18 protein-coding genes and 1 tRNA gene are annotated in these 25,009 nt (G+C 61.9%); 10 read left to right on the forward strand and 9 right to left on the reverse strand.

Going from position 1 to position 25,009, the window contains the following annotated elements:
* Nucleotides 1-144 precede the first annotated feature (144 nt).
* The gene (locus MHX66_RS08170) at nucleotides 145-1,002 is read left to right on the forward strand and encodes an aldo/keto reductase (protein WP_239202106.1); all 858 of its coding nucleotides are present in this window, start codon (nucleotides 145-147) and stop codon (nucleotides 1,000-1,002) included.
* Between the two features lie 67 nt (nucleotides 1,003-1,069).
* Nucleotides 1,070-1,885: an enoyl-CoA hydratase gene (locus tag MHX66_RS08175; protein WP_239202108.1), complete on the forward strand. Its 816-nt coding sequence runs from the start codon at nucleotides 1,070-1,072 to the stop codon at nucleotides 1,883-1,885.
* A 12-nt stretch (nucleotides 1,886-1,897) separates the two neighbouring features.
* Here MHX66_RS08175 and MHX66_RS08180 read toward each other — a convergent pair whose 3' ends face one another.
* Nucleotides 1,898-3,427, reverse strand: coding sequence for a glutamate--cysteine ligase (locus MHX66_RS08180; protein WP_239202110.1), 1,530 nt, complete (start codon nucleotides 3,425-3,427; stop codon nucleotides 1,898-1,900).
* Nucleotides 3,428-3,593: 166 nt separating this feature from the next.
* On the opposite strand from MHX66_RS08180, the gene MHX66_RS08185 reads away from it, so the two are divergent.
* Nucleotides 3,594-3,666, forward strand: a tRNA-Arg gene (locus MHX66_RS08185).
* Nucleotides 3,667-3,695: 29 nt separating this feature from the next.
* Here the strand turns inward: MHX66_RS08185 and MHX66_RS08190 are convergent.
* The 3 genes from MHX66_RS08190 to MHX66_RS08200 form a co-directional block, all read right to left on the reverse strand.
* Entirely contained in the window at nucleotides 3,696-4,913 is a 1,218-nt protein-coding gene (locus MHX66_RS08190) for an IS481-like element ISCje1 family transposase (protein WP_239202112.1), read from the reverse strand.
* Between the two features lie 218 nt (nucleotides 4,914-5,131).
* The gene (locus tag MHX66_RS08195) at nucleotides 5,132-6,481 is read right to left on the reverse strand and encodes an IS256 family transposase (protein ID WP_239202114.1); all 1,350 of its coding nucleotides are present in this window, start codon (nucleotides 6,479-6,481) and stop codon (nucleotides 5,132-5,134) included.
* A 266-nt stretch (nucleotides 6,482-6,747) separates the two neighbouring features.
* The gene (locus MHX66_RS08200) at nucleotides 6,748-7,827 is read right to left on the reverse strand and encodes a GNAT family N-acetyltransferase (protein ID WP_239202116.1); all 1,080 of its coding nucleotides are present in this window, start codon (nucleotides 7,825-7,827) and stop codon (nucleotides 6,748-6,750) included.
* A 104-nt stretch (nucleotides 7,828-7,931) separates the two neighbouring features.
* Here MHX66_RS08200 and MHX66_RS08205 point away from each other — a divergent pair, with 104 nt between their 5' ends.
* The 3 genes from MHX66_RS08205 to glnA all read left to right on the forward strand — a co-directional run bounded on the left by MHX66_RS08205 (nucleotide 7,932) and on the right by glnA (nucleotide 12,219).
* Nucleotides 7,932-8,483 carry a TetR/AcrR family transcriptional regulator gene (locus tag MHX66_RS08205; RefSeq protein ID WP_370646291.1) on the forward strand — a complete coding sequence of 184 codons (552 nt, stop codon included), beginning with the start codon at nucleotides 7,932-7,934 and terminating at the stop codon, nucleotides 8,481-8,483.
* Nucleotides 8,484-9,606: 1,123 nt separating this feature from the next.
* On the forward strand, nucleotides 9,607-10,767 hold the full coding sequence (locus MHX66_RS08210; protein ID WP_239202120.1) for a tyramine oxidase subunit B: 1,161 nt from the start codon (nucleotides 9,607-9,609) through the stop codon (nucleotides 10,765-10,767).
* Between the two features lie 15 nt (nucleotides 10,768-10,782).
* Nucleotides 10,783-12,219, forward strand: a complete 1,437-nt coding sequence (gene glnA, locus MHX66_RS08215; protein WP_239202132.1) for a type I glutamate--ammonia ligase — start codon at nucleotides 10,783-10,785, stop codon at nucleotides 12,217-12,219.
* 37 nt (nucleotides 12,220-12,256) lie between these two features.
* On the opposite strand, the gene MHX66_RS08220 is transcribed toward glnA, so the two are convergent.
* The 5 genes from MHX66_RS08220 to MHX66_RS08240 form a co-directional block, all read right to left on the reverse strand.
* On the reverse strand, nucleotides 12,257-12,946 hold the full coding sequence (locus MHX66_RS08220; protein WP_239202134.1) for a dihydrofolate reductase: 690 nt from the start codon (nucleotides 12,944-12,946) through the stop codon (nucleotides 12,257-12,259).
* Entirely contained in the window at nucleotides 12,947-13,768 is an 822-nt protein-coding gene (locus MHX66_RS08225) for a thymidylate synthase (RefSeq protein WP_239202136.1), read from the reverse strand.
* Between the two features lie 66 nt (nucleotides 13,769-13,834).
* Complete coding sequence (locus MHX66_RS08230) at nucleotides 13,835-14,554, reverse strand: alpha/beta fold hydrolase (protein WP_239202138.1); 720 nt, start codon at nucleotides 14,552-14,554, stop codon at nucleotides 13,835-13,837.
* Between the two features lie 170 nt (nucleotides 14,555-14,724).
* Nucleotides 14,725-15,651, reverse strand: a complete 927-nt coding sequence (locus MHX66_RS08235) for a triacylglycerol lipase (protein ID WP_239202147.1) — start codon at nucleotides 15,649-15,651, stop codon at nucleotides 14,725-14,727.
* 17 nt (nucleotides 15,652-15,668) lie between these two features.
* On the reverse strand, nucleotides 15,669-16,433 hold the full coding sequence (locus MHX66_RS08240; protein WP_239202149.1) for a 3'(2'),5'-bisphosphate nucleotidase CysQ: 765 nt from the start codon (nucleotides 16,431-16,433) through the stop codon (nucleotides 15,669-15,671).
* Nucleotides 16,434-16,467: 34 nt separating this feature from the next.
* Between MHX66_RS08240 and MHX66_RS08245 the strand changes: the two genes are divergently transcribed.
* From MHX66_RS08245 to MHX66_RS08260, 4 genes are all read left to right on the forward strand, one after another.
* A complete protein-coding gene (locus MHX66_RS08245; RefSeq protein ID WP_239202151.1) occupies nucleotides 16,468-21,504 on the forward strand; it encodes a DEAD/DEAH box helicase in 5,037 nt (1,678 codons plus the stop codon).
* Nucleotides 21,497-22,342 carry a DNA-formamidopyrimidine glycosylase family protein gene (locus MHX66_RS08250; protein ID WP_239202153.1) on the forward strand — a complete coding sequence of 282 codons (846 nt, stop codon included), beginning with the start codon at nucleotides 21,497-21,499 and terminating at the stop codon, nucleotides 22,340-22,342. The genes MHX66_RS08245 and MHX66_RS08250 overlap by 8 nt, the downstream gene beginning before the upstream one ends.
* 761 nt (nucleotides 22,343-23,103) lie before the next feature.
* Nucleotides 23,104-23,835 carry a hypothetical protein gene (locus MHX66_RS08255; protein WP_370646290.1) on the forward strand — a complete coding sequence of 244 codons (732 nt, stop codon included), beginning with the start codon at nucleotides 23,104-23,106 and terminating at the stop codon, nucleotides 23,833-23,835.
* 115 nt (nucleotides 23,836-23,950) lie between these two features.
* Entirely contained in the window at nucleotides 23,951-24,682 is a 732-nt protein-coding gene (locus MHX66_RS08260) for a neuraminidase (protein WP_239202155.1), read from the forward strand.
* The last annotated feature ends 327 nt before the right edge of the window (nucleotides 24,683-25,009 follow it).

Here is a 25,009-nt window from a genome sequence, read left to right on the forward strand (position 1 = left end):
TTCCTTGTGAGTCTTTACAACGTGAATCCTTGATCGAAAAAGAAGGATCCCGCACATTGTCTCACATGCGAAAGCATTAGGTCGGCGAAGAAGTTTTTAACAGCGCCGTCGCGAGAACGAGCTAGGTGGCGTACAAAAGAGGCCATGAGCGAAAAGAACGATGCAGTCGCGACCCTTGAAATGAACGACGGCAAGACCATTCCGCAGCTGGGGCTGGGCGTGTGGCAGTTGAGCGACGAGGACACGTACACCTCGGTGCGCGCCGCGATCGAGACCGGCTACCGCCACATCGATACCGCCGCGATCTACGGTAATGAGGAGGCCGTGGGGCGCGCCGTAGCCGACGCGGTGAAGGCCGGGGATGTGCAACGCGAGGAGCTGTTCATCACCACCAAGCTCTGGAACGCCGACCAAGCACGGGGCAAGGAAGCCTTCGCGGAATCTCAGAAGAAGTTGGGGATAGACTACGTGGATCTGTACCTGCTGCACTGGCCGTGCCCGCAGGCCGACAAGTTTGTACAGGCCTATGACGCTATGGCGGAGATCCAGCAAGCCGGCGGGGCGACCAGCATCGGTGTGTGCAACTTCTACCCCGAGGCGCTGGATGCGCTGAAGCAGGCGGGCCACACCCCGGCCGTGAACCAGATCGAGATCCACCCGGGCTTTAGCCAGGTCGAGCAGCGCGCGGACAACCGCGACCGCGGGATCGTCACCGAGGCATGGTCGCCGCTGGGGCAGGGGCAGAACCTGACCGACCCGACCATCGCGAAGATCGCCGCCGAGCACGGCGTGAGCGTGGCGCAGGCCATCATCCGCTGGCACATCCAGCGTGGCGACGTGGTTATCCCGCGTTCCTCCAAGGTGGAGCGCGTGCGCCAGAACTTCGACGTCTTCGGCTTTGAGCTTTCCGCCGACGAGGTCTCCGCCATCGAGGCTCTGGACGTGGAGGATGGCCGCATCGGCGGCGACCCGTTGACCTTCCACGCTGGCCTGGAGGGCTAGGGAAACGCCGCGCGGGTTACCGCGAAACACCCGCGTATGGCACCGCCCCTGCGGTACATTGCTAGCCATGAGCGCAGGGCACGTCATCACTCATCTAGAGACCGTTGGGGCAGACATTGCAAGCAATGCCGGCGGTTCCGCAACCCCGGGTTCTCCCGCGCTCGAGGACGTTACCCCGCAAGTCGGCGTGATCACCCTAAACCGACCGGAGAAGCGCAACGCCCTCAACGCAGCCACCGCCACCGCGGTCGCCGAGGCCGTCCGCGCCCACACCTCCGCCGGGGTGCGCGCCATCCTGATCCGCGGCGAGGGGCCTGTCTTTTGCGCCGGGGCGGATCTCTCGGGTGGTGTGTACGCCGATGATTTCTGGTCCGCCATGGAGGACATGCTCTCCGCCATCCAGACCACCCCGGTGCCGGTCATCGCTGACATTCACGGTCCGGCGGTCGGCGCAGGCTGCCAAATCGCCTTGGCTTGTGACCTGCGCGCTTTTGCCGACGAGGGTGCCTGCTGGGTTCCCGTCGCCGAGCACGGGTTCGCTCTAGACCTGTGGACCCACGCCCGCGCCCGCGAGTTGATGGGCGGCGCACTGGTCCGCAACGTGTTCCTGGCAGGCGCCCGGGTAAGCGCCGAACAAGCTCGGGCGACGGGTTTTTCTGTGGTTCTTGATGACGCCACCCCCAACGCCACCGCCCTCGCGCATCGGGTGGCGCGCCAGGCTCCGCTGTCCATGGAGCATTCGAAGCGAGTGTTCAACAGCCCAGACATGCACGCGGATGCGGAGCTGCAGCAGATGATGGTGGACATCTGGGCCAGCGAGGACGTGCAGGAAGCGCGCCGGGCCCGCGCCGAGAAACGCGCGCCCCAGTTCAGAGGCCGCTAAATCCCAGCCGTTCTAGTCGCGCCCTTCCACCGACCAGGTGTGCACAGGCTGGCCGCTGGCCTGGTGGGCAATGTAGCGCTGCATCATGGTGGCCAGCGCCTCGGCGCGCTCTGGGGAATCCGGCTCGCTATTCGGAGCCAGCCGGTTCAAGGTATCCAGCTGCCACGTTGCACCATTTTGTCCGCTGCGGGCGCGGCCTTCGATGATCCCCAGGTACGTGTCGATCAGTTCGGAATCCACCTCCAGCAGTTCCAATCCCTCGCGAGCCTGGTCGAGTAGGTGCTCGGTAATTAGCCGTCGGACGGGCACTGTCCCTACACGCGGCCAGCGCATGCTGGCGCGCAGCCCTTCGCGGGCGCCGGCGAGGAAGTTACTGTGGGCGTCCTCAAAAGAAAGCCGCGACCACACGGGGCGATTTTGCGTGCCCAAGAACTTGACGAGCCCGTAGTAGAAAGCGGCGTCCGCGACGATGTCGGCGGTGGTGGGGCCGGCGGGCAGTAGGCGATTCTCCACGCGGATGTGGGAGAGCTCCAGGTTCGGGTCGTAGATCGGGCGGTTCCAGCGCCAGATCGTGCCGTTGTGCAGGTTCATGTAGTGCAGGCCTGGGCTGTCGCCGGACATGATGGGCGTGCCGGCCTCCAGGCGATCTTCAGGTAGGAGAGGGGAGAAGTAGCGGCCGTTTTCCTCAAAGAGGTCGAATACGCTGGTGATCCATCGTTCGCCGAACCACACGCGCGGGCGCACGCCCTGGTTGACGAGCTCTGCCGTGCGCGTGTCGATGGCCTGCTCGAAGACGGGGATGCGTGATTCGTGCCAGAGCTTGTGCCCGACGAACAGTGGGGAGTTGGCGCTGAGTGCCGCCTGCACGCCCGCGATGGCTTGGGAGGCGTTCCAGGCGTTGGCGAAGAGGTTTGGCGCGACCTGCAGGTGTAGCTGCATGGAGGTGCAGGCGGATTCTGGCGCGATGTCCTCGAAGTCGTGGCTATAGGAATCGACGGTGCCGAGCACCCGGCCGGGCAGGGCGCCTTCGAGTTCGATGCGGACGAGCTCGCCGCGGGATTCGAGGACGGCGTTGTTGAGAGCCTTGTAGCGGTTTTCGTCGGTGATCCAGGCAGGATCGCTGAGGAAGTCGGTGGTCAGGGTCGGAAGGGTGCCGATCATGACGGCGTGGGAGCCGAGTTGCTTGGCGGCTTTCTGCACTGCGCGCAGGCGCTCGTCGAGGCCTTCCTGCAGTTGCTCGAGTCCGCGGCCTGTGATGGCCAGCGGGGGATGGTTCATCTCTACGTTGTAGGAGCCGATCTCGGACTGGTATTCGCCCGGGTGGGTTTCCTCCAGCTTTTCCAGAACGTCGACGTTGCAGCGCTTGGGCTGCATGTCATCGCCGACGAGGTTCATCTCTAGCTCCAGGCCGATGGTGCCCTGGTTGATGAACTCTGCGCCCTGCAGGTGCTTGTCGAAGACCTCCAGCTCCGCGTTGAGGCGCTCGCGGAAGCGAGTGCGTTGTTTCGGTGTGTAGGTATCTTTAGATACTGCGTCGCCCATGCTTCTTAATCGTAGCCTCGCTGCGGGTGTGGTGTAGGGGTTCTTTGGTGTGGACGCCCACACGTTCCGGTGCGCTGGGGGACTGAGGTGCGGTGACCAAAAGGGCTGTTTAACGGGGAGCGTTCGTGGGCTTGTATTATGTACCTCGCACGGTTTCCGTGCGACTGCCCTAGTAGCTCAGTGGATAGAGCACGGCTCTCCTAAAGCCGGTGTCGGAGGTTCGATTCCTCTCTGGGGCGCTTTGTGATGTCTCGAGACATCGTTCCGGTTATGTCTCGGGGCTTTCTTTATTCTTGTTGCCCGGGTTGGGGTTGAGTTCGTTGTCTTTTTGGTTGTAGTAGATCTTGTCGGGTGTCAGTGTGTAGTGGGCTATATGTTGCCCCGTGGCGGTGATTTTGATGTCCGCTGTGTTGTCTACGCACATGATGGTGATGGGTTCTCCGGTCCATCGGCGTCCGATATAGATGCGTCTGAGTTGTCCGCCCCATCGCAGTGTTGTTTTGCCGTTTTTGGCGACTTTGTCGGTGCGTAGGCGGTAGTCATGAGTCTTGGCGCCAGGGCGGAGGTGCGCTTTGGGTAAAGCGTTGTAGGCCTCTGCAGGGGTACATCGGTTGAGCGCTCGGTGGGGGCGTTTGTTGTTGTAGTAGTCGATGATGTCATCGAGTTGTTCGTTGAGGTTGTCGATGTCTCTAGCTTGGGGTTTGTTGCGTAGTGCCAGTTTGAGCGTGTAGTGGAAGCGTTCAACTTTGCCTTGGGTTTGTGGGTGATAGGGTCTGCCGTTTTTCTGTTCAATCCCTAGGTCTAGGAGGAGTTGTTCGAAGCCATTGCGTGCTGGGTTGGTGCGGTCGTTGCTGGTTGTGAATGCTCGTCCGTTGTCGGTCAGGGTTGATTGTGGGTAACCGTGGATAGCGGCTGTGTAGGCGAAGGCTTCAATGACGTGGGTGACGGTTGCGCTGTTAAACGCTTGGCAGCGTAGTACGTAGCGTGAGTGGTCGTCGAGGATTGTGAGGATAACGACGCGTTGGTGGCCAGCGATGGTCCAGTCGCTGTAGTCCATTTGCCATGTTTCGTTGGGTTGGTCTGCTTGGAATCGTATCCATGAGCTGCGGGGACGCTTTTGTGGTTGGAGTGTGACGTGTCCGTTGTTTTTGAGGATGCGGTGGATCGTTGCTGTTGCTGGCAGTGGGGTTGTGTCTTCTTGTTCGAGATGCCAGCGGATGGTGTGGGCTCCTGCGTCGGTGCCGCGGTTGGTCAGTTCGTTGCGTAGTTGGAGGATGCGGTCGACTGTGTCAGGGGTGGTGGCGCGTGGATTTGTATGAGGGCGTTTTGATTTGGGGGTCAGTGCCTCCACGCCGCCTTCGTTGTAGCGTTTTTGAAGTGTTCGGATCCAACGGGTTGTCACGCCGAAATGTTGGGCTGCTTCGGCTTGAGTCATACCAGTAGCGAGCATGGTTTCGATGATGATTTTCGGCGCTGGTTTCTCCATGGGTTCAGCATGGAGGAACGATGTCGCGAGACATCAGTTTCAGCGTGTTTGGGGCAACTTTGGTGTGTTGCAGGGCATGTGGTTTTTTACCGGAACGATGTGACGAGACATGATGGTTCTCGGCACCGGAACGATCTCATGAGACATGCGGAACGATGTCACCGAACCGGACACTCTCTGGGGGAGAGTGTCCGATTCTTTGTGTGCGGGGGCTTGGGTTACAAGTAGTCCGCGAATCGGTCGGGGTACGCCACGGCTAGTTGGTTGATGGCTTGTTTCCACCCGGTGGCTTTCGCTCCTTCAATATAGCCATTGCACTCGATGTCACGCTTCGCTTTCTTCGCTCGCTGGGCAGCGCGCTTGTCCTCGATGTTGCAGATCATCAGCCATAGCGTCTTCAGTGCCGCAGTATCGTTCGGGAATTGGCCCCGGTTACGGGTGGCTTTGCGAAGTTCAGAGTTGAGCGATTCGATCGAATTCGTGGTGTAGAGCACCCGGCGTGCGGCCGGCGGGAACTGCAAAAACGGTATGAACCGCTCCCACGCGTCGCGCCAGACTTTGACCGACTGCGGGTATTTCTGGCCCAACTCTGAGGCCTCGAAGGCGTCTAAGCCGGCACGGGCGGTGTCCTCGTTGGCGGCCGTGTAGACCTCACGTAGCGCCCGGGAGACACCTTTGCGATCCTGATACGACACCCACCGGTTCGCAGCTCGAATCAGGTGCACGATGCAGGTCTGCACCATAGAATTCGGCCAGGTTGCCTCCACGGCTTCCGGTAGACCTTTCAGTCCGTCGCAGCAGACGATGAACACGTCTTGGACACCCCGGTTGGCCAGGTCCGCGCACACCGATGCCCAGAATGCGGCGCCTTCATTATCAGCGATCCACAACCCCAAGATGTGCTTGATGCCGTCGATGTCGATGCCAACAGCCATGTAGCAGGCCTTATTGACCACGCGGTGACCGTCACGGATTTTGACTCGTAGTGCGTCGAGGAAAGTTACTGGGTAGAACTCGTCGAGCTGGCGGTTCTGCCAGATCATCACCTCGTCTAAGACCGCATCGGTAATCGTGCTGATCGTATCCGGGCTCACATCCACCCCAAGCGTGGTTGCGAGATGGTGTTGAATATCGCGCACCGTCATCCCACCGGCATACAGCGAGACGATCATGTCGTCGAGCTCTGTCAGCCGGCGTGCTCCCTTGGGCACCATCTTCGGAGCAAACGTGCCAGCACGATCCCTGGGCACGGTCACTTCCACTGCACCGTAGCCAGAATTGACGGTCTTGGTGTACGACCCGTTGCGGTGATTGCCGCCGTGCGCGGTTTCCACCTGGGCTTTGGTTTTACGGTCGGAATGGCTATAGCCCAAATGCGCATCCATTTCCGCCTGCAGACCAGCGTTGATCGAGGCCTGCAACAGGCCTTTGACCAGGTCGCTGGCATCATCAGCGGACGTCGACAGCTCGCTTATCAGGCTGGCGAGCTCAGGATTTTCCATCAGCTTCTCGCTGATCTCGTTGACCCTCGCCGGGTCATGGTCTTTCTTCGGTGACACCGTAGTCATTATCGGTGAAACTCCTTCTAGATCAGAGCCTCACACACAAACTTCCTGACACTCCGCTCTGGGGCGCTTTTCGGGGTTTCGAAGAATTAGATTTGATTGTTCAAACAACCCCCGCAAGCATGAAACAATGCCTCTTCCTACAAAAGTAGGCGAGGCATTTCCTGTTATGCGCGGACTGTCGTCCGAGGCCTGTGCCCGAAAACGCAACTAGAGTTCGCTATCCGCTAATAGCGTCCAGCCGCTGCTCATTTCAAATCAGACACCATTTATTGGCTAATGGTCTCGGAGGCGAGTTGCGCGTAGATAAGAGTGTCGGTCCATTCGCCCTTGCTGAACCAGTCCTGGACGTGGTGCGCTTCGAGCCGGAGTCCAACGCGGTTAGCAAGTGCCGCGGAGGCGCTGTTGCGGGCATCCATCTGCGCGGTGATGCGGTGGAGATGGTAATGGTCAAACCCGAGGGCAAGTACCGCGCGAACGGCTTCACTAGTGAATCCTTGCCCACCGTGTGCCGGGTTCAAAACCCACCCGATCTCGCCCTGGCGGTGCTCCTTGTCTGTAAGCCACAGTGCGACGTCTCCTATGGGGGTGCCGTCATGCTCGATGACTAGCGCAAGTGCAGCAGCCTCACCATCAAGGTCAGTTTTTGATAGCCGCTCCACGAGCTTGTCACGGGTAACTTCCACAGTCCATGGCTCGTCCAACAGGTAACGAGCAACGCCAGGTTGCGAGTACAGCTCGTGAAGCCATGCGACATCGCCCATCTCATGCAGACGGAGTCGAAGTCGTTCTGTCACCAACGGCCACTGGGCGACGGTCACGAGATCGCGCTGGTAATGGAACAACTCCTCGCGCTGCCCTGCGGGCGTGGTCCCTACGCCTCGTCCGGTCTCGCGGAATCCCGCCGTCGTCAAGCAGTGCTGGGAGGCCTTGTTTTCCGGAAGCGTGCGTGCCGTCAGGGTTCGAAGTCCACTGGTGCGCGCAAAGCGTGATGCCAGCTCCAAGCCCCGACGGGCATGCCCACCTCCTCGCGCACCGGGATGAATCCAGAACCCGACCTCGGCAGCATCGGAGCTGACATCAAAGAGAACCATGGAACCCACGAACTGGTCGGTCTCGGCGTCGGCAAGCGCAAGGACTGCCAACGTGCCGGAAGAGAGGCCTGCTGCGACCTCGTCACAGATCATCCGTCGCACGGACTCGGGGGTGTAGTCAGGTTCAGGTAGGTGAGCAAAGCGCCGCACAGCTCCATCTTTGGTGCCTGCTGCATACGCATCTGCGTCCAGTTCGGAGAGAGGGCGCAGGCAAGTGTTCTCAAAAGTGATCGGAAGGTTGGTGGCATCCAGCATGTCCCAAAACTAACACAGTTCGGATAGGTGGTTCAAGCAGGTTTAGCTAGGCTGGTGTGGTGAGTTACTGGGAACATCGAAAGCCTGTGCAGCGTCTCCGCGCCGTGGATATTGCGGAGGTTGCGAGAGCATCGGTAAGGCTGTTGGACGAAGGTGGATTGAGGGCTCTCACCATGAGAGCTGTGGCGCAACAGGTGGGCGTCGCCCCAGCTAGTTTGTACTCCCGCGTGGAGTCAGTCGACGACCTATTCGACCTCGCCCTCGATACAGCGCTTGCAGATGACCCCGCAATGTCCGAGTCGATCAGCAACGCCGACCTGCCCACCCTGATGCAGGCTTTCTTTACGCACCTCACGACCCACCGGTGGGCCGGTCAAGTCATCGGCATGCGCGCCCCCAGAGGCCCTGCTTACCTGGCGCTTTCTGAGCGCATGTGTGTCCTGCTTGAACGAGAGGGCGTCCCGGATCCGTTGGGAACTGCCTACCGGCTATCAAACCTAGTGATCGGCGCCGCCCTGACGGCCCCCATGGCGCCCGACGAAAAGCGTGTTGCCATCGACCCCGAACAAGCCCCAACTTATGCGCGCCTCCACGCGGCGCACCACATTAGCCCACAAGAAATCCTCTCCGAGGGTATCAAGAAACTTTTGTCTTGACGGAACCATCCCATTTCGGGCAGAGGCAGTGTGAGGAATACTCAGAAATGGCGAGAGGAAGCTCAGTTGGGCCAGTTGTGGAGTGGCTGGGCTAGGGATTACTCGACTGCCTCCCCCTTTTGTTTTGCACCCCTAAGGGGTGCGGAATTTAGTTAAGCTCGGTGGGGATGAATCTGAAGGGGTTTCAGTTAGACACCTTCCTAGCTCTAGTGATGGCCCTCGGGTCGGGGCGCTCCTCGGGTTGGGGCGCATGCTCTTCGGTGTTCTTGGGTGGTACATGCTCGTGACCATCTCCCTCTCGTTTGTATTCGCCGGCGGGCTCTACGTTCTTTGGAAGATTCCAGTGCGTATTGACGTGGAGGATTCTTCGGGGGTGTCGCACAAGGTTTTCGGCTGGCGAGAGTCGTGGGCTTTCATTATTGTCGGCGCGTTCTTGGTTCTAACAGGCTTTTTCTGGTGGATTTCACCAATGTCGAAGAAGATGCGAAATCTATGTTCACGGTGCTTGTCGGGCGCCGAGCGAAACTAGTATCTGAAGTGCTTTGTCTGCTCAGCTTTGTGGGTGCGGTCGTGTCTTATATTGTGGCGCTAGTCGTTGCGATAAAGGGGTGGAAAACGTCTGAGGGCTAACTGCGACGGCTTTGTGGCATGACATTGATTGACTCTCGTAGCTCATATCGTCCGACCGCGCGCTGTGGAACCAAGTCTTCGCACGGAATACTTGACCACAGCGTGGACCCCACCAATCCTGCGCAGCTGCGCCGCGTGGGCGCGGGACTCGATAGGCCGCGTCCGCTGGTGTTCCATCAATCGGAGGTGACTACCGCGGCTGCGTAGTCGACTGATTTTTCTGGCCAAACACCCATGTGGGGGTAGGAAGCTAGGCGAATGATTTGCTTAAATATTCATATGAAGCCCAGGGGGTTTGCCGGACTCATAGGTTTGCACGACCGTATTGAAAACGTTATTTCATTAAAATATTCGCGCAGGTTTGTATCGTTGAAGATGTATCGATTTCCGAAAACCGGAGCGTACAGCGCTTGCGGCTAGCGCCCAGCGCATTTTTTGATCTAGAAAATTTCAGATCCAACTAATCGAGATTCTTCGAGGAGAGATTTCGCCGATGACCCAGTCCACCGGCTCCACCGACACCAGCATCAACTTCCTGTGGCTTTCCGAGCCCGACATGATTGAAGCGGGGGTGACGGACTCTGCTCGCTGCGTCGACGTCATGGAGGAAACCCTGATCCTTCTGGATAAGGGTGACTACCGCATGGCCGGCGCTTCCGGAAACTCCCACGGCGCCCAGGTCAACTTCCCCGACAACCCCGAGCACGAGGGCATGCCCGCCAACGGCCCCGACCGTCGCTTCATGGCTATGCCCGCCTACCTTGGCGGCCGGTTCAAGGGTGCCGGCGTGAAGTGGTACGGCTCCAACGCGGAGAACCGCGCCAACGGCCTGCCGCGCTCCATCCACGTCTTCGTCCTCAACGATGCTGTCACCGGCGCCCCGAAGGCCATCATGTCGGCCAACCTGCTGTCCGCGTACCGCACTGGTGCGGTTCCGGCTGTGGGCGTCAAGCACCTCGCAGTAGAGAACGCAGAGACCGTAGGCATCATCGGACCGGGCGTCATGTCCCGCACCATCCTGGCCTCTTCCATCACCCAGCGCCCCAGCATCAAGACCGTAAAGATCAAGGGGCGCAGCGCAGGTTCCACCGAAAAGGCAGCACAGTGGATCCGTGACCGCTTCGAAGACCTGGACGTGCAGGTCGTCGACAGCGAGCAGGAGGCCATCGAGGGCAGCGACATCCTGATCGCCGGCACCTCCACCTCCCCGGACGGCCCGCAGGCCTTCCCGTACTTCAAGCGCGAGTGGCTCAAGCCCGGCGCGCTGGTGCTGTGCCCCGCAGCAGCTCGCTTCGATGACGACTTCATCAAGTCCGACGAATCCAACCTGGTGCTGGACTACGACGGCCTGTACAAGGAATGGTTCCAGGAAAACGGCCCGGACGTCACCTACGAGCGCCTGCTGGGAATCCCCGGCAACCGCTGGTGGGACATGGTCGAGGAAGGCACCCTGCCGAAGGAGAAGCTGCACAACATCGGTGCCATCGCTGCAGGTAAGGCTCCGGGCCGCGAGAACGACGAGCAGATCTTCTTCTACTCCATCGGCGGCATGCCCGTCGAGGACGTTTCCTGGGCTACCGAGGTGTACGAAAACGCCCTGGAGAAGGGCATCGGCACCACGCTTAACCTCTGGGATACCCCGGAGCTAACCTAGGAGCCTGAACGAACCATGGAGTTCAAAAACATCGACCAGGTCATCGACTTCATTAAGTCGGAAAGTATTCGCTACCTGGACATTCGATTTACCAACATGTTCGGCCTGGAACATGGGCTGACTGTCCCGGCTCGCGAGCTAACCCCCAAGGCGGCGGAGGACGGCTTCGCCTTCGACGGCTCCTCCATCCCCGGCTTCTCCACCGTGGATAAGTCGGATATGGCGCTGATCCCGGACCCGACGACCGCCTACGTGGACCCGTTCCGCGACCACCCCACGCTGAACATGCAGTTCTTCGTGCAGGACCCGCTGACCCGCCAGCCGTACCGCCGCGACCCGCGCACCATCGCGCGCAAGGCGGAAAACTACCTGAAGGAAACCGGTGTGGCGGACACTTGCTCGATCGGTGCGGAGGCGGAGTTCTACGTCTTCGATTCCGTCCAATACGCCTCCGACACCAACATGTCCTTCCACCGCGTGGATTCGGACGAGGGGTGGTGGCGCTCCGGCGAGGAGACGATGATGGACGGCTCGCCGAACCGCGGTAACCAGATCCGCATCAACGACGGCTACTTCCCGGTCGCCCCGTATGACAAGACCATCCCGGTGCGCGACGATATTGCGTACAACCTGGAGAAGGTCGGCTTCGAGATCGAGCGCTTCCACCACGAGGTCGCCACCGGCGGCATCCAGGAAGTTAACTATCGCTACGATACCCTGCTGGCCGCCGCTGACGACCTGCAGACTTTCAAGTACGTGGTGAAGAACACCGCCGAGCAGCACCGCAAGACCGCCACCTTCATGCCGAAGCCGCTGGCCGGCGATGGTGGTTGCGGCATGCACGCCCACCAGTCGCTGTGGAAGGACGGCAAGCCGCTGTTCTACGACGAGACGGGCTACGCAGGTCTGTCCGACATGGCGCGCTATTACATCGGTGGTCTGTTGCACCACGCCCCGGCGGTGCTCGCCTTTACGAACCCCACCGTTAACTCTTATCGACGCCTATATTCCGGCTTCGAGGCACCCGTCAACTTGGCCTATTCGCAGTCCAACCGCTCGGCGGCCATCCGCATTCCGCTGACCGGCGATAGCCCCGCGGCCAAGCGTATTGAGTTCCGTGCGCCGGATCCGTCCTCGAACCCCTACCTGGGCTTCGCAGCCCAGCTGATGGCGGGGCTGGACGGCATTCTGAACCGCATCGAACCGGGCGAGCCGACGGATAAGGATCTCTACGAGCTGCCGCCTGAAGAGGCGAAGAAGGTACCGAAGGTGCCGCACTCGCTGGAGGCTGCCCTTTCGGCCATGGAGGAAGACCACGACTTCCTGACCGCCGGGGGAGTCTTCGACGAGGACTTCCTGCAGGCCTATGTGCGCCTGAAGTACGAGCTAGAGATCCAGCCGCTGCGCCAGGGGCCAAGCCCGAAGGAGTTCGAGCTGTACTACAGCGTGTAGTTAGCTGCGCGCTACGGCGCGGAGCTAGTTGACTAGCCTAGCGCCGCGTCCAGGTGCAGAAGCGGTAACGCAGGGGCCGCTCGGGATTGACCTCTTGGTCGACCGGGTGGCCCTTTAGCGATTCCTGCCATTCCTCGGCGTGCTCTTCGAACTCTTCGGTGGGAACCAGAGGTGCGTACACCTGGAAGCGCTCGGGGGCCTCCATGTCGATCTCCGTGATCACGATGCGATCGGCCACAGGCATGCACTGTGCGTACACCTGACCGCCACCCAGTACCCATACGGTGGGAGTGCGCTCGTCTGCGGCGCTGTCTTTCAACTCGTTGAGGATCTGCTCCGCGGCGTTAGCCAGCGCGCTGGGGATAGAGGGCTCGATGATGCCACCGGGGGCGTCATAATCATCCTGCCTAGTGATCACGTAGTTCGTGCGCCCCGGCAGCGGGCGGAAGCCATCGTCGAGCGCTTCCCAGGAGGTGCGCCCCATGACGACGGGATAGCCGGTGGTGGCGTTCTTAAAGTGCTGTAAGTCCTCCGGCAGGTACCAGGGCATGTCCGCGCCATCGCCGATCACACCGGCGGTGGTTTGCGCCCAGATCATGCCGATCTCCACCTGATCGCGGGAGATCCCCTTGGCCTCTAGGGCGTAGCTGACCGCAGCGGCGGTGAGTTCCGGGTAGTCGCCCGGCTCGTAGCCGGTGGGGCGATAGGGTTGGTTGTTGGAAGTCATTTATACGGCCACCTTCGCCTTGATCACCGGATGTGGGTCGTAGCCAGTGAACTCGATATCGGAAAAGTTGTAAGAAAACATGTCCGCAGCCTTGTTCAACTGCAGCTGCGGGTAGGGGCGGGGATCGCGGGAAAGCTGCAGCTTAACCTGCTCCACGTGGTTGTCGTAGATGTGGCAATCACCGCCGGTCCAGATGAACTCGCCGACCTCCAGGCCTGCCTGCTGGGCGAACATGTGGGTTAGCAGCGAGTAGCTGGCGATGTTGAACGGCACGCCCAGGAACATGTCCGCGCTGCGCTGGTACAGCTGGCAGCTTAGCTTGCCGTCGGCGACGTACAGCTGGAACAGCAGGTGGCATGGCGGCAGGGCCATGCTGTCCAGCTCCGAGACGTTCCAGGCGCTGACGATATTGCGGCGCGAATCCGGGTTAGTCTGCAGAGTTTCCAACGCGCCCGCGATCTGGTCGATGTGCTGACCGTTCGGGGTCGGCCAGCTGCGCCACTGCACGCCGTAGACCGGGCCCAGGTCTCCGTTCTCGTCAGCCCACTCGTTCCAGATTCGAATGCCGTTTTCCTGTAGCCAGCGCACGTTGGAATCGCCGCGGAGGAACCACAGCAGTTCACCCACCACGGACTTCACATGTACCGACTTGGTGGTGATCAACGGGAAACCTGCGGAGAGGTCATAGCGGATCTGGCGGCCAAAAAGGCTGGTGGTGCCGGTTCCCGTGCGGTCGCCCTTGGGGGTGCCGGTCTCGAGGATCTCCCGCAGAAGATTCTCGTATGGGGTGGGGATGGAACTCGGCTGCTGCTGGGGTGCCACTGCTCGCCGCCTTCCTTTCAAGCTTTTAGGTCCTTAGGTTCAAAAGTCTCACTTAGTCTACGTCGGCTATGCGGCGGTGGCACCCAAGGGGCTAACAAGCCCCGGCGGAATGGGGAGCTTGCAGGCAGCGCCTACCTCCACGTTCGCTACGTCCGCGCCGTCGACCGATTCCAGCATGGAGGTCTTGTTCGGTGTCGCGGTGGTATCGGCCGCGGAGTAGAGGTTGGTGTACTGCACGCGCTTGTCGGTATCCGGCAGCTGGTTCAGGCGATCGATCAGTTCCGAGCCGACCAGCTGCTGCACGCCCGCCTTGCCCGCGGCGGACTCGGCTAGCTTCGGGTTCCGCTCGACGATCGGGCGCAGCATCTTATCCATACCGGCCAGCGTGGTGCCGTGGTAGGTCGGGGCCACACCAACCGCACGGCCGACCTTCTCTCCACCGCCGTTTTCTGCGATGTACTTCTTCAAGTGCAACCCACCCTGGGAGTGTCCCACCAGGTCGACCTTCTCCGCGCCCGTTACGGACAGGATGTAGTCGATGGTCGAAGCGATCTCCTTGCCGGAATCGTCGATGTCCACCATGTCGTAGCGCCCCAGCAGGTTCGGTTTGCCGTCCGTGGGCTTGCCGTAGTTGAAGGCCCACGTGCAGAAACCCTGCTTGGATAGAGCGTTGGCGGCCTTCTGCCAGCGCGTGGAATTATCGGACGTGCCGTGGATGAAAACGACGGGGTTCGGATGCTCCGGGGAGGGAACACAGGAGGGGTTGTTCACAGGTGCCTTGGCCACATGGTTGCCTTCTAAACCGGCGGGGACTGCGGCGTCCGGAGTAACACTAGGAACATCGCCATCAGCAGCTAGGGCAGAAGGGGTGAAGGAAGAGAGGGCAGAGAGGGACACGCTCAGCGCTGCAGCGCCGGCGAGGACGGATCGGCGGCCCCGACCCCGGTATGCGAGAGTTAGCTTTCATGGAAGAAACGATAGCCCAACTTCCAACGCTGTCCACCGTTACAGCCAGAATGCACAGGCGTGTGATCCCCCTGATCGCGCGTCAAACCCCACTCGATGAGGCCAATGATGTGCTCGTTCTCCGGCAGCGACGCATGCCCCGGCGGAAGTAGCAGCCCGCAGACCTCGCCGACTTCCGCTTCGGCCACGTCTGCCCCACCGATGGATTCCAGCTGAGACGTGGAGTTCGGCGTGGCTGTCAGATCCTTCGAAGTGAAGATGTTCGTGTACATCACGTTCGGGTGGGTATCCGGCAGCTCGTTGAGCCGACTAATGAACTCCGAACTTTTCAGCTGCTGAATCGCCGCCTTACCCGCCACCAGATCCGCGAACTCCGGGTTGCGATCCACCAGATTCTGCAGGATCGAGGACATCCCGGCTATCGTCGTGCCGTGATACGTCGCGGCCACCCCCACTGCGCGGCGGACCGTATCCTGCCCACCGTGTTCTGCAATGTACTTCTTGATGTGCAGCCCACCCTGGGAGTGGCCCACCAGATCCACCTTGCTGGCGCCGGTGACCTCCAGGATGTAATCAATCGTCGCCGCGATCTCCAGGGCGGATTCGTTGATATCGTTCACAGCGTATACGCCGGGGATTGCCGGGCGGCCTTCCTCCGGCTGGCCGTAGTTAAAAGCCCACACGGAATAACCCTGGGCCGCGAAATACGTTGCGGCTTTCTGCCAGCGGAAAGTGTTATCCGTCGTGCCGTGGATAAATACCAGGGGGCAGGGGTGTTCCTCCGTAAGTTCCTTCCGCGGATTATTGGCGGGTGCCCCGATAACGTAGCGCCCCTGCAGCGTGGCGGGAATGTCCGCGTCCGGCTCCAGCTGCGCGCGGGAGGCCGGACGGGGCGTCAAGAAGGAAAAAGGAAGCATGCAGGGGTAGGGAGGGGCTAGAGAGAGTAGGCGCCGTGCTTCTCGTGGAACTTCGCGGCGGAGGCTAGGATCTCGTCGGCCATGTCTGGGCGGGAGATCACCAGGTCCGGCAGGTACGGCGACTCGCAGTTGTAGCAAAGGTCGGTGCCATCCAGGCGGGAGGTGTGCAGGCCAGCGGCCTGGGCAATGCCGACCGGGGCGGCGTTATCCCACTCGTACTGGCCACCGGCGTGGACGTAGGCATCGTTATCGCCCAGGATTACGGAGACGGCTTTAGCGCCACAGGAACCCATGGTGACCAGCTCCATGCCCAAGTCTTCGGCGATGAACTCTGCAATGGCGGGAGTGGTGTTTTGGCTGATGACTAGACGGTTAGTGCGCTGCCCCTGAACGGCCCTAACCTCGGCGCTGCTGAACACGCGCCCCAGATCCGGCATACCTACGGCGGACTCGACGATCTCGCCGTTTTCCGCCAAGGCGATGTGCACGGCCCAGTCCTGGCGGCCTCCTGCGTACTCGCGGGTTCCATCGAGCGGGTCGATGATCCACACGCGCGAGTTGTCCAGGCGTGCAAGATCGTCTTCGGCCTCTTCGGAGAGCATTGCATCGTTCGGGCGGTGTTGTATGAGGGAGCGGGCGATCCAGTCCTGCGCCAGCGCGTCGCCGGCCTTGCCCAGCTCGGTGCCGCGGAGCAGACCTACGTTCCTTACGCCTTTGAGGATCTCTCCGGTGCCCTGCGCGAGTCTCTGGGCCAGCGTCGCATCATTGAGTTCAGCCGTCATAGTTCTTACTTTAGCGGTCTGTTTAAATGGTCACATGGCTGTTGACCCGCTGGATTCCTTTTATGCCCCCGTTGCAGCGTGGTTCCGGGACGTCTTCGCCGAGCCGACAATTGTGCAAACGCAGGCGTGGAGAGCTATCTCCGCAGGTCAGAATGCTTTAGTAGTGGCACCGACGGGGTCGGGTAAGACCCTGGCGGCTTTTTTATGGTCGCTGTCACGACTTTCTGGGGGATCTTTTTTTAATGACGCCCCCACGCCTGAAAAATCCAGCCCCACCAAGGTTTTGTACATCTCCCCGTTGAAAGCACTGGGCGTGGACGTCAGCCGAAACCTAGCGGCCCCGCTGGTGGGCATTGCACGGGTGGCCGACGCAATGGGGGAAACCGCCGCCCCGGTGCGGGTAGGTGTGCGCAGTGGAGACACCCCGCAGTCGGAGCGGTCCAAGCTGCTGCGCAACCCGCCGGAGATTCTGGTGACCACGCCCGAGTCGCTGTACCTGATGCTGACCAGCAAGGCGGCGGCCACGCTAGCGAATGTGGACACCGTGATTGTGGACGAGGTGCACGCGGTGGCCGGCACGAAGCGTGGCACGCACCTGGCGCTGTCGCTGGAGAGGTTGGAGATGCTGACGGGCCAGGCGGTGCAGCGCATCGGCCTGTCGGCGACAGTGAACCCCGTGGATAAGGTCGCCAGCTTCTTGGGAGGCGACCGCCCGGTGACGGTGGTGAACCCCGAGCAGCCGAAGTCTTGGGATGTGCAGGTGACCAGCGTGGTGGAGGACTTCCAGGATCCGCCAGCGGTGGAAGACGTCGCGTTGGCGGAGTATGAGGTGACGGAGGAGGGGGCGTCAGAAAAAGACACAGAAGAACCGATAGACGAGGCACTGCTTGGCCCCAGCCTCATCGGCGAAGGAGTGGGCGGCAGCACCCAGGCCGGGTCGGGCGCGCGCGTGGCGAGCGGGGTGGATAAGGAATCTGCACTGCCGCAGCAGAAGAGCGTGTGGCCGCACGTACAACGCGCGATCTACCGGCAGGTGATGGAGAACCGCTCGACGCTGGTGTTTGTGAATTCCCGGCGCGCGGCGGAGAGGCTGACCGGGGCGTTGAACGAGGAATGGGCTAAGGAGCACGATCCCGACTCGCTAGCCGCCCCGACCAGGCGTGATCCGGCGCAGCTGATGGCGCAGTCCGACGCGGTGCGGGGGATGGACGGTGCGGGTGTCGCCCGGGCGCACCACGGTTCGGTCTCTAAGGACGAACGCGCCGATATTGAGGCGGCACTGAAGTCTGGCGAGCTGCGCTGCGTGGTGGCGACGAGTTCCCTGGAGCTGGGTATTGACATGGGGCTGGTGGATCACGTGGTGCAGGTTGGGGCGCCGCCGTCGGTGGCTTCGGCGGTGCAGCGGTGCGGCCGCGCCGGACACACCGTGGGGGCGACCAGCCACGCGACGATCTACCCGCTGCATAAGCAGGACGCCGAGGCCGCCGTGGTTGTGGTGGATCGGCTGCTGAAGGGGGAGCTGGAGCCGCTGCACGTGGTGCATAACGCGCTGGACGTGCTGGCGCAGCACACCGTGGCGGCGAGTGTGCAGGCTGGCGCGGATTTGCTGGACGTCGAGGAGTGGTGGCGCGTCGTCCGCCGCGCACACCCTTTTGCCACCTTGCCGCGCGAGGCCTTCGACGGTGTGATCGAGATGATCAGCGGCCGCTACCCATCCACCGACTTCGCGGATCTGAAGGCCCGCGCGATCTACGATCCCGTGGCCGGCACCCTGGAGGCCCGCCCCGGCGCGCAACGCCTGGCCGTGACCAGCGGTGGAACCATCCCGGACCGCGGTATGTTCGGCGTGTTTTTGGCTGCCGGGGACAACGACGGCGCGCGCCGGGTCGGCGAGCTGGACGAGGAGATGGTCTACGAGTCCCGCGTTGGGGACGTATTCACCCTGGGCGCGAGCAGTTGGCGCATTCTGGAGATCAACCGCGACCAGGTGATTGTTGCCCCCGCCGCAGGTCACACGGGTCGCCTGCCGTTCTGGGTGGGCGATGCTGCAGGTCGTCCCGTGGAGCTTGGCCAGGCCATTGGCGAGAACCGCCGTACTTGGGGCTCTGGCACGTTGGCGGATATTCGTTCGGCCGATTTTTTGGACACCCACACCCGCGCCAACCTGGATGCCTACTACCAGGAGCAGAAGGAAACCGCCGGGATCATCCCGGACGAGCGAACCGTTTTGATCGAGCGCTTCCGCGATGACATCGGCGACTGGCGCGTGGTGGTGCATACACCTTTCGGCCGTGGGGTGAACGCACCGTGGGCGCTGGCGCTGGGGGCGGAGCTGAATCGCCGGACGGGGATTGATGCGATGGCCGTGGCCGGCGATGACGGTATGGTGCTGCGCCTGCCTTATTCGGACGAGCCGCCGGGTATGGATTTGCTTCTGGGCGAGGGCTACAGCGGTGCCGAGCGGGCGGAAGCGACACTGGCGGATGTGATGGAGGAGGTCGGGTCCTCCGCGTTGTTTGCAGCTCGCTTCCGCGAGTGCGCCGCCCGGGCTCTGCTGCTACCGCGCCGCAATCCCGGCAAGCGCCAGCCGCTGTGGCAGCAACGCCAGCGTGCCGCCCAGCTGCTGGATGTTGCCCGGGATCATCCGGAGTTTCCGGTGATGGTGGAGACCATGCGCGAGTGCGTGCACGACGTCTACAATCTGGACTTCCTGAAGGTGCTGGTGGCGAACCTGGGGCAGCGGGATGTGCGCCTGGCGGAGGTCACCACGGAGGCTCCGAGCGCGTTTGCCGAATCACTGCTGTTCACCTACACCAGCGCCTTCATGTACGAGGGCGATTCCGCCGAGCGCGCCGCCGCCCTGGCCGTGGATCCCGCGTTGCTGGCAAAGGTGCTGGGCACCCGGGAGGAGGGCATGGCCCTGGACCCGGCCGCGGTCCGCCGGGTGGTGGATGCCGCCCAGTGGCTGGCCGAGGGGCGCCAGGCCACCAGCGTGGAGCAGGCCGTGGATATGCTGCGCGCCTTGGGGCCGCTGAGCCTGGACGGTGTGCGCGAACGCATCGAACCCTGGGCCGGGACGGTGGAGGAAAGCCTCGCGCAGCTGCGGAAGTTGGTTCCCACGCGCCTGATGGAAGTGCATTTCGGCGGGCAGTTGAAGCTCGGCGCGGTCGAGGACATGCCCCTGCTGCGCGACGGCCTGGGCGTGCCCGTACCGCCCGGCGTGGCCATCGCCGCCGAACAGGTTGACCAGGTGGACAATGCCATCGACCAACTGTTGCTGCGGTGGATGAAGAACCGCGGACCGACGACCGCCGCCGAGGCCGCCGCCGAGTTTGGCTTGGGGCGCGCGACAGTCGATGCGCTGCTGGCTCGCTGGGCCGGGGGAGCACAAGGCACGGGAAAGCAGCGCCGCTTGAGCGCGGGGCATTTTGTCTATCTTGGGGATTCTTCCAGTGGGTCTGATGGCCCTAGTGGCACTAGTGGCGCCCCTGCACCCACCAGCGCGGATGCACAGGCTGAAATGCAATACGTGGACACGGGGATGCTCCGCCGCCTCCGGTCGGCAACCCTGGCCGCCGCGCGCGGATCGCTGGAACCGGTGACCCAGCAAACCTACGCACAGTTCCTAGCCGACTGGCACGGCCTGGGCCAGATGCAGCGCGAGGAGCTCGCCAGCGCCCTGGAACAACTCGCCGGGGTGCCGATCCCCGCCAGCGCGTGGGAAACTCTGGTGCTGCCCGCACGCATCCCGGACTATCAGCCGGGAGACCTGGACGAGCTGCTCAGCACCGGCGAGATTCTCGCTGTCGGTGCCGGGCAGGCCGGCGCCAAGGATGCCTGGGTGAGCTTCGTGCCCGCGGACATGGCCGAGTACCTGCTGGAAGGCGGGGAGGAGCTGGAACGTGGCGTCCATAAAGAAACAGCGACCACCTTGGGCATGGTGGCCACACAGATCCTCGAGCACCTGCAGCGTGGCGGCGCGTTTCTGGCGGCCGAGCTGCAGGCGGCGACGGGCGCGGATCACGCGGAGGTCGACACGGCGCTGTGGGAGCTGTTCGATGCCGGTTTGGTGGCGCCCGATAGTTTCGCGGCTGTGCGGGCGCGGCTGGTGGAGGCCGGCACCACGGGCAAGCAGGCTCACCGCGCTCCGCGCCGGAACCAGGGGCGCGGGTCGGCGCGCCGGGTGCGGATGGGACGCAGCGGATTTGCGCGGGCGGCGCGGCGGTCGATGAATGCACACTCCTCGGTGCCAGGGCGCTGGTCGGCGGTGTACGGCACTGGGGTCGGTGTTTCAGAGGAGGTAGAAGCTCCTGCCGACGCCGCGGAGCTGGCCCTGGTGCGCTCCGAGGCATGGATCGACCGCTACGCCGTGGTCACCCGAGGGGCGGTCGTGGCGGAAAAAGCCGCCGGTGGTTTCGCCGAGGCCTACCGGACGTTGAGCGCCTGGGAGGATTCCGGTGAAGTGTTGCGCGGCTACATTGTCGAAGGTCTGGGTGGGGCACAGTTCGCCCCGCGTGACGTGATCTCCCAGCTCCGGCGGGCGCAGGACGGGCGTGGAAACGGTCTCGGGAACGGGCACAGTGGTCGTGCTGGCGGTGTTGGCGCTGGCGCCGGTCTTGGCGGCGGTGGCACCGGCGCACGCGAAGTGGCCGCACCCGAGCATGCACCCCAGCTGCTCTCCGTCTTGGACCCCGCGAACCCCTTCGGGTCTACGCTGCCCTGGCCCGAGGTCTCGCACTCGGCTACAGAGGGCATGGCGCCTACGCGCGCAGCCGGTGCCATGATCATCATCGCCGCCGGTCGCGCAGAGGCTTATGTCTCTCGCGGCGGTAGAAACGTGGTTCTTTTTGCTCGGCCCGATTTTGGTGACGCCACGTCTGCCGAACTCGGCGCCCCAGCCCAGCAGATCGATTTAGTGGTCAGGACTCTCAAGGAAGCTATCCGCGCCGGACGGTTGAGCCCCGTGACCATCGAGAAGATCAACGGTTCCTCTGTGATGGACATCTCCACGACAGATTGGGTGGCCGCCGGTGCACGCTTGACTCCGAAGGGGCTGAGCATCCGTGCCTGAGGGGGACTCCGTACTCCAGCTCTCCAACCGTCTGCAATGGATGGCGGGGCGGACGGTGCGACATACCGACATTCGGGTGCCTCGCTTTGCCACGGAGAGCTTCGACGGCGAAGAAGTCAGACGAGTGTGGCCCTACGGCAAGCACCTATTCATGCACATTGGCGACCGGGTGATCCACACGCATCTGAGGATGGAGGGTGTGTGGGCGATCCACCGCGCGGGGCAGCGTTGGCGCAGGCCAGGCTATAGCGCACGCATCGTGCTGCGCTTTAGCCCCCAGCACGCCGGTGGTGAGGAGATCGAGATCGTGGGGCACGACCTCGGCTTCGTGCGGGTGCTCAAGTTCGCGGACTATCCGCAGGTCATTGCGCACCTGGGTCCGGACATCTTGGCGGAGGACTGGGAGGTCGACGGCAGGGAAGAGGCCATTGCGCGGATCGTGCGCCGGCCGGAAAGGACGCTGGGGGCCGCGCTGTTGGACCAGAAGAATGTGGCTGGGATTGGCAACGAGTACCGCGCCGAGGTGATGTTTCTGGTGGGAATGCACCCGGAGGTGAAGGTGGGTCAGGTGGGAGAAGTGGGCGTCACAAAAACAATAGACCTGGCGCGAAGAGTGATGTGGGACAACCGCTTTGAGCCGCACCGCGTTTTCACTGGCGACCGGCGGGCCGGGCAGGGCAACTGGGTGTTTGGGCGTGCGGGCAAGGCGTGCCGGCGGTGCGGGGCGGCGATTCAGCAGGCGACGCTGGGAGGGCGCTGGGCTGGCGGGGATCCGGATTTGGATTCGGCGGAGTTGGAGCGGATCACCTGGTGGTGCCCGAATTGCCAGGAGCGGTGAGTTTTTCATTGGGGGGGTGGGCGTGGCAGCGGCGGGATGTCGCTAGTGAGGTCACTTCGTAGCTCGCTAGTGAGTACCATGATGAGCCGACCACTAGCTGTATTTAGCACCTCTGAAACGGGGTGGTATGCGCTATTGGTAGGGGAGAAATTGCAGGTCGCGAGAACTTACCCAAAGTTCATGTGAGCTAGAGTTACGCATTTGGGAAATGGGGGATTTTTTAAAAATTTCTACAGAAAAAGGGTTGGTGATTCTTTTTTTATGGAAGGGGAAATTTGGGCGGGGCGACAGTTGCGGTTGTTAGGGTTTTTCGGTGGTCGGGGCAAGGGTTACCTAAGTGGATGTGCTTAGGGGGTGAATTGAGTAGTGAATCCCGTTTCGGTAGTTCTTGTGGAGTGCTCTAAGGGTTGCCTAAGGCTCTTTTGGTGAACGCTGGTTTAACTCTCAGTGAACTCTGGGTTGAATACGGTGCATGGTGACACAAAATTGTCGAACAATTCCTTTCTTCGAGGGTCTAGAGTTAAATTCCGTCACTAAGAGCCTGGGTGTACCGCGGCTCTCGCAATTCGTCGCGCAGCACCCGGGAAAGGGCACCCCTAAGACCGGATTCAAACCCAAAGTCACCTGGCCGAAATCTCGCAGAACTTTGTGGCTGGCGGTGCATTTTCTCGCAGCATCACCAACGCGCCCCGGCCCGTGCAAGCCGGAGAGTATCAAGCTTGCACATTTTTGGCCGGTGGCGTGCAAGAGGAGCACAAAATATGAAGAACCTGTGGAAGAACGGCGCAAGCGCAGCCACTGCCGCCGTCATCGTTGCGGCAGCCGTCGCATCTCCCGCATCCGCTATCACCAAGGAAGAGCACTACCCGGAGACCCCGAAGCTCAACCCGACCCTGCCGATCGTGAACACCACCCACGGTAGTGACCACATCAAGGCCAACATCCTGAACCCGCACCCGGTATGCAACTCCGGTGAGGGCTACCGCACCGTCGTCTACAAGGTCGACGACAGGTTCACTCCGGCTGGCACCATCTCTGCCACCAACCAGTCGAAGAATACCATCCCGCTGACGCAGGAGCTGTCCAAGACTCAGACCATCTCCATCAGCATCAAGGGTGACCGCACGGAGACCACCAGCGTCAACCTGGGCGGCGAAGGCTCTGCCAAGGATGCCAAGGGCAGCGTTGGCATCGCCTACGAGCTGGCAAAGACCATCGGCGCGGAGGCCTCCTACTCCCTGAGCTGGAATGTTGGCCAGACCGTCGGCCCGTACGACGTCCCGGCCGGCCACACCGGCGAGGCCACCTACGGCTTCCGCACCATCAACATGACCGGCACCCAGCAGTTCTGCAAGGCCAACGGCACCTGGTCCACCCCGACCCCGTGGTCCGCGCTGACCCCGATCAAGAACCAGGTCAACGTGAAGCTGTACGGCAACCCGGCTGAGAAGCCAGCTGACGAAGCAAAGCCGGCTGAGAACGCCGAGGCATAAACCCCCTTTCTCGCAGAATATCCAGCAGGTTCGAAGGGGCTGAAGCACCTCTATCTAGCTTTCGCAGGCTATGCCCCCCCTTCACCCGCCCCTACTAAGTAAGGAACCCCCTCACATGAAGAAGAATGCAGCTTCCCTGACCCTCGCTGCCGCCATTGGCGTGACCACCGCCTTCGCGAGCGCTGGCAACGCTTTCGCTGATGAAGTTGTTGACCCTGGCTTCAACCAGGACGTTGCTGTCGCTGAGAACGCGGACGCCTCTGACTCTTCCGCTGCCGAGGCTGACGAAGCTCCGGCTGCCGAGGACGAAAAGCCGTCCACTGACGAGGCCGAGAAGCCCGCTAAGGACGAGGCTGAGCAGTCCGGCGAGAAGTACGACCTGAAGCCGGAGATCCGCGTTGCTGCTGGCAAGTCCGCTGGCTTCGCAGGCCTGGTCTTCATCTCTGCCAAGAACGTTGGCTCCGAGATCTACTACCAGGACTTCCCGGCCACCACTTTCCGCATTGACGTGCACACTGAGAAGGGGCCGAAGGTTGTTGACCGCCTGATCACCCCGGGCTGGTTCAACGGTGCATACACTCGTGACCTGGACTTCGATAAGGACAAGTCTGTCTGCAGCTTCGAGGTCACCCTCTCCAACCCGATTAACCCGGGTGATTCCCAGCTGCTGGCGAACCTGAACTTCGGCGATGGCAAGACCAAGCTGGGGCGCCTGGAGAACTACATCACCGTTACCCAGACCGGTCGCCTGGAGGAGGACAAGTCCACCTCTAACGACCAGAACGTCGACTCCCGCGAGGTCACCACCACCGACGTTATGCACAAGCCGACCAAGGGCCTGTTCTAGTCTGATCGCTGAACGGACCCCTGCTCTGAACGGCTAACTCCGTTTAAACGCACTAAGGCTCCCCGCATCAGCGGGGAGCCTTAGTTTCGTTATCTAGAATTCGCTCGACCAAAGACAAAATGTCGGAAATGTTGCATTTCTTTTTTATCGACGCCACCTGTTCCGCCTCTAAAACTTTCTGACCAGCCCTTATATGTAGGTGGAAATAGTTTGCAAGAACGTTTTGCAAGTTTTCCGACATTTGCCTTACGGGAGTGCAACGTTTCCGACAGTCTAGGGCCGGACGAGCCGGGGCAGGGACAGGCCGGGCGAGCCGGGGACAGGGGC

The sequence above is a fragment of the Corynebacterium sp. ACRPH genome, from assembly GCF_022347285.1.
GTDB lineage: Bacteria > Actinomycetota > Actinomycetes > Mycobacteriales > Mycobacteriaceae > Corynebacterium.

Coding starts and splice junctions, on each gene's coding strand:
- MHX66_RS08210 (WP_239202120.1), top strand. CDS start 9,607: ATGACCCAGTCCACCGGCTCCACCGACACCAGCATCAACTTCCTGTGG.
- MHX66_RS08255 (WP_370646290.1), top strand. CDS start 23,104: ATGAAGAACCTGTGGAAGAACGGCGCAAGCGCAGCCACTGCCGCCGTC.
- glnA (WP_239202132.1), top strand. CDS start 10,783: ATGGAGTTCAAAAACATCGACCAGGTCATCGACTTCATTAAGTCGGAA.
- MHX66_RS08180 (WP_239202110.1), bottom strand. CDS start 3,427: ATGGGCGACGCAGTATCTAAAGATACCTACACACCGAAACAACGCACT.
- MHX66_RS08195 (WP_239202114.1), bottom strand. CDS start 6,481: ATGACTACGGTGTCACCGAAGAAAGACCATGACCCGGCGAGGGTCAAC.
- MHX66_RS08220 (WP_239202134.1), bottom strand. CDS start 12,946: ATGACTTCCAACAACCAACCCTATCGCCCCACCGGCTACGAGCCGGGC.
- MHX66_RS08200 (WP_239202116.1), bottom strand. CDS start 7,827: ATGCTGGATGCCACCAACCTTCCGATCACTTTTGAGAACACTTGCCTG.
- MHX66_RS08260 (WP_239202155.1), top strand. CDS start 23,951: ATGAAGAAGAATGCAGCTTCCCTGACCCTCGCTGCCGCCATTGGCGTG.
- MHX66_RS08170 (WP_239202106.1), top strand. CDS start 145: ATGAGCGAAAAGAACGATGCAGTCGCGACCCTTGAAATGAACGACGGC.
- MHX66_RS08240 (WP_239202149.1), bottom strand. CDS start 16,433: ATGACGGCTGAACTCAATGATGCGACGCTGGCCCAGAGACTCGCGCAG.
- MHX66_RS08235 (WP_239202147.1), bottom strand. CDS start 15,651: ATGCTTCCTTTTTCCTTCTTGACGCCCCGTCCGGCCTCCCGCGCGCAG.
- MHX66_RS08190 (WP_239202112.1), bottom strand. CDS start 4,913: ATGGAGAAACCAGCGCCGAAAATCATCATCGAAACCATGCTCGCTACT.
- MHX66_RS08175 (WP_239202108.1), top strand. CDS start 1,070: ATGAGCGCAGGGCACGTCATCACTCATCTAGAGACCGTTGGGGCAGAC.
- MHX66_RS08245 (WP_239202151.1), top strand. CDS start 16,468: ATGGCTGTTGACCCGCTGGATTCCTTTTATGCCCCCGTTGCAGCGTGG.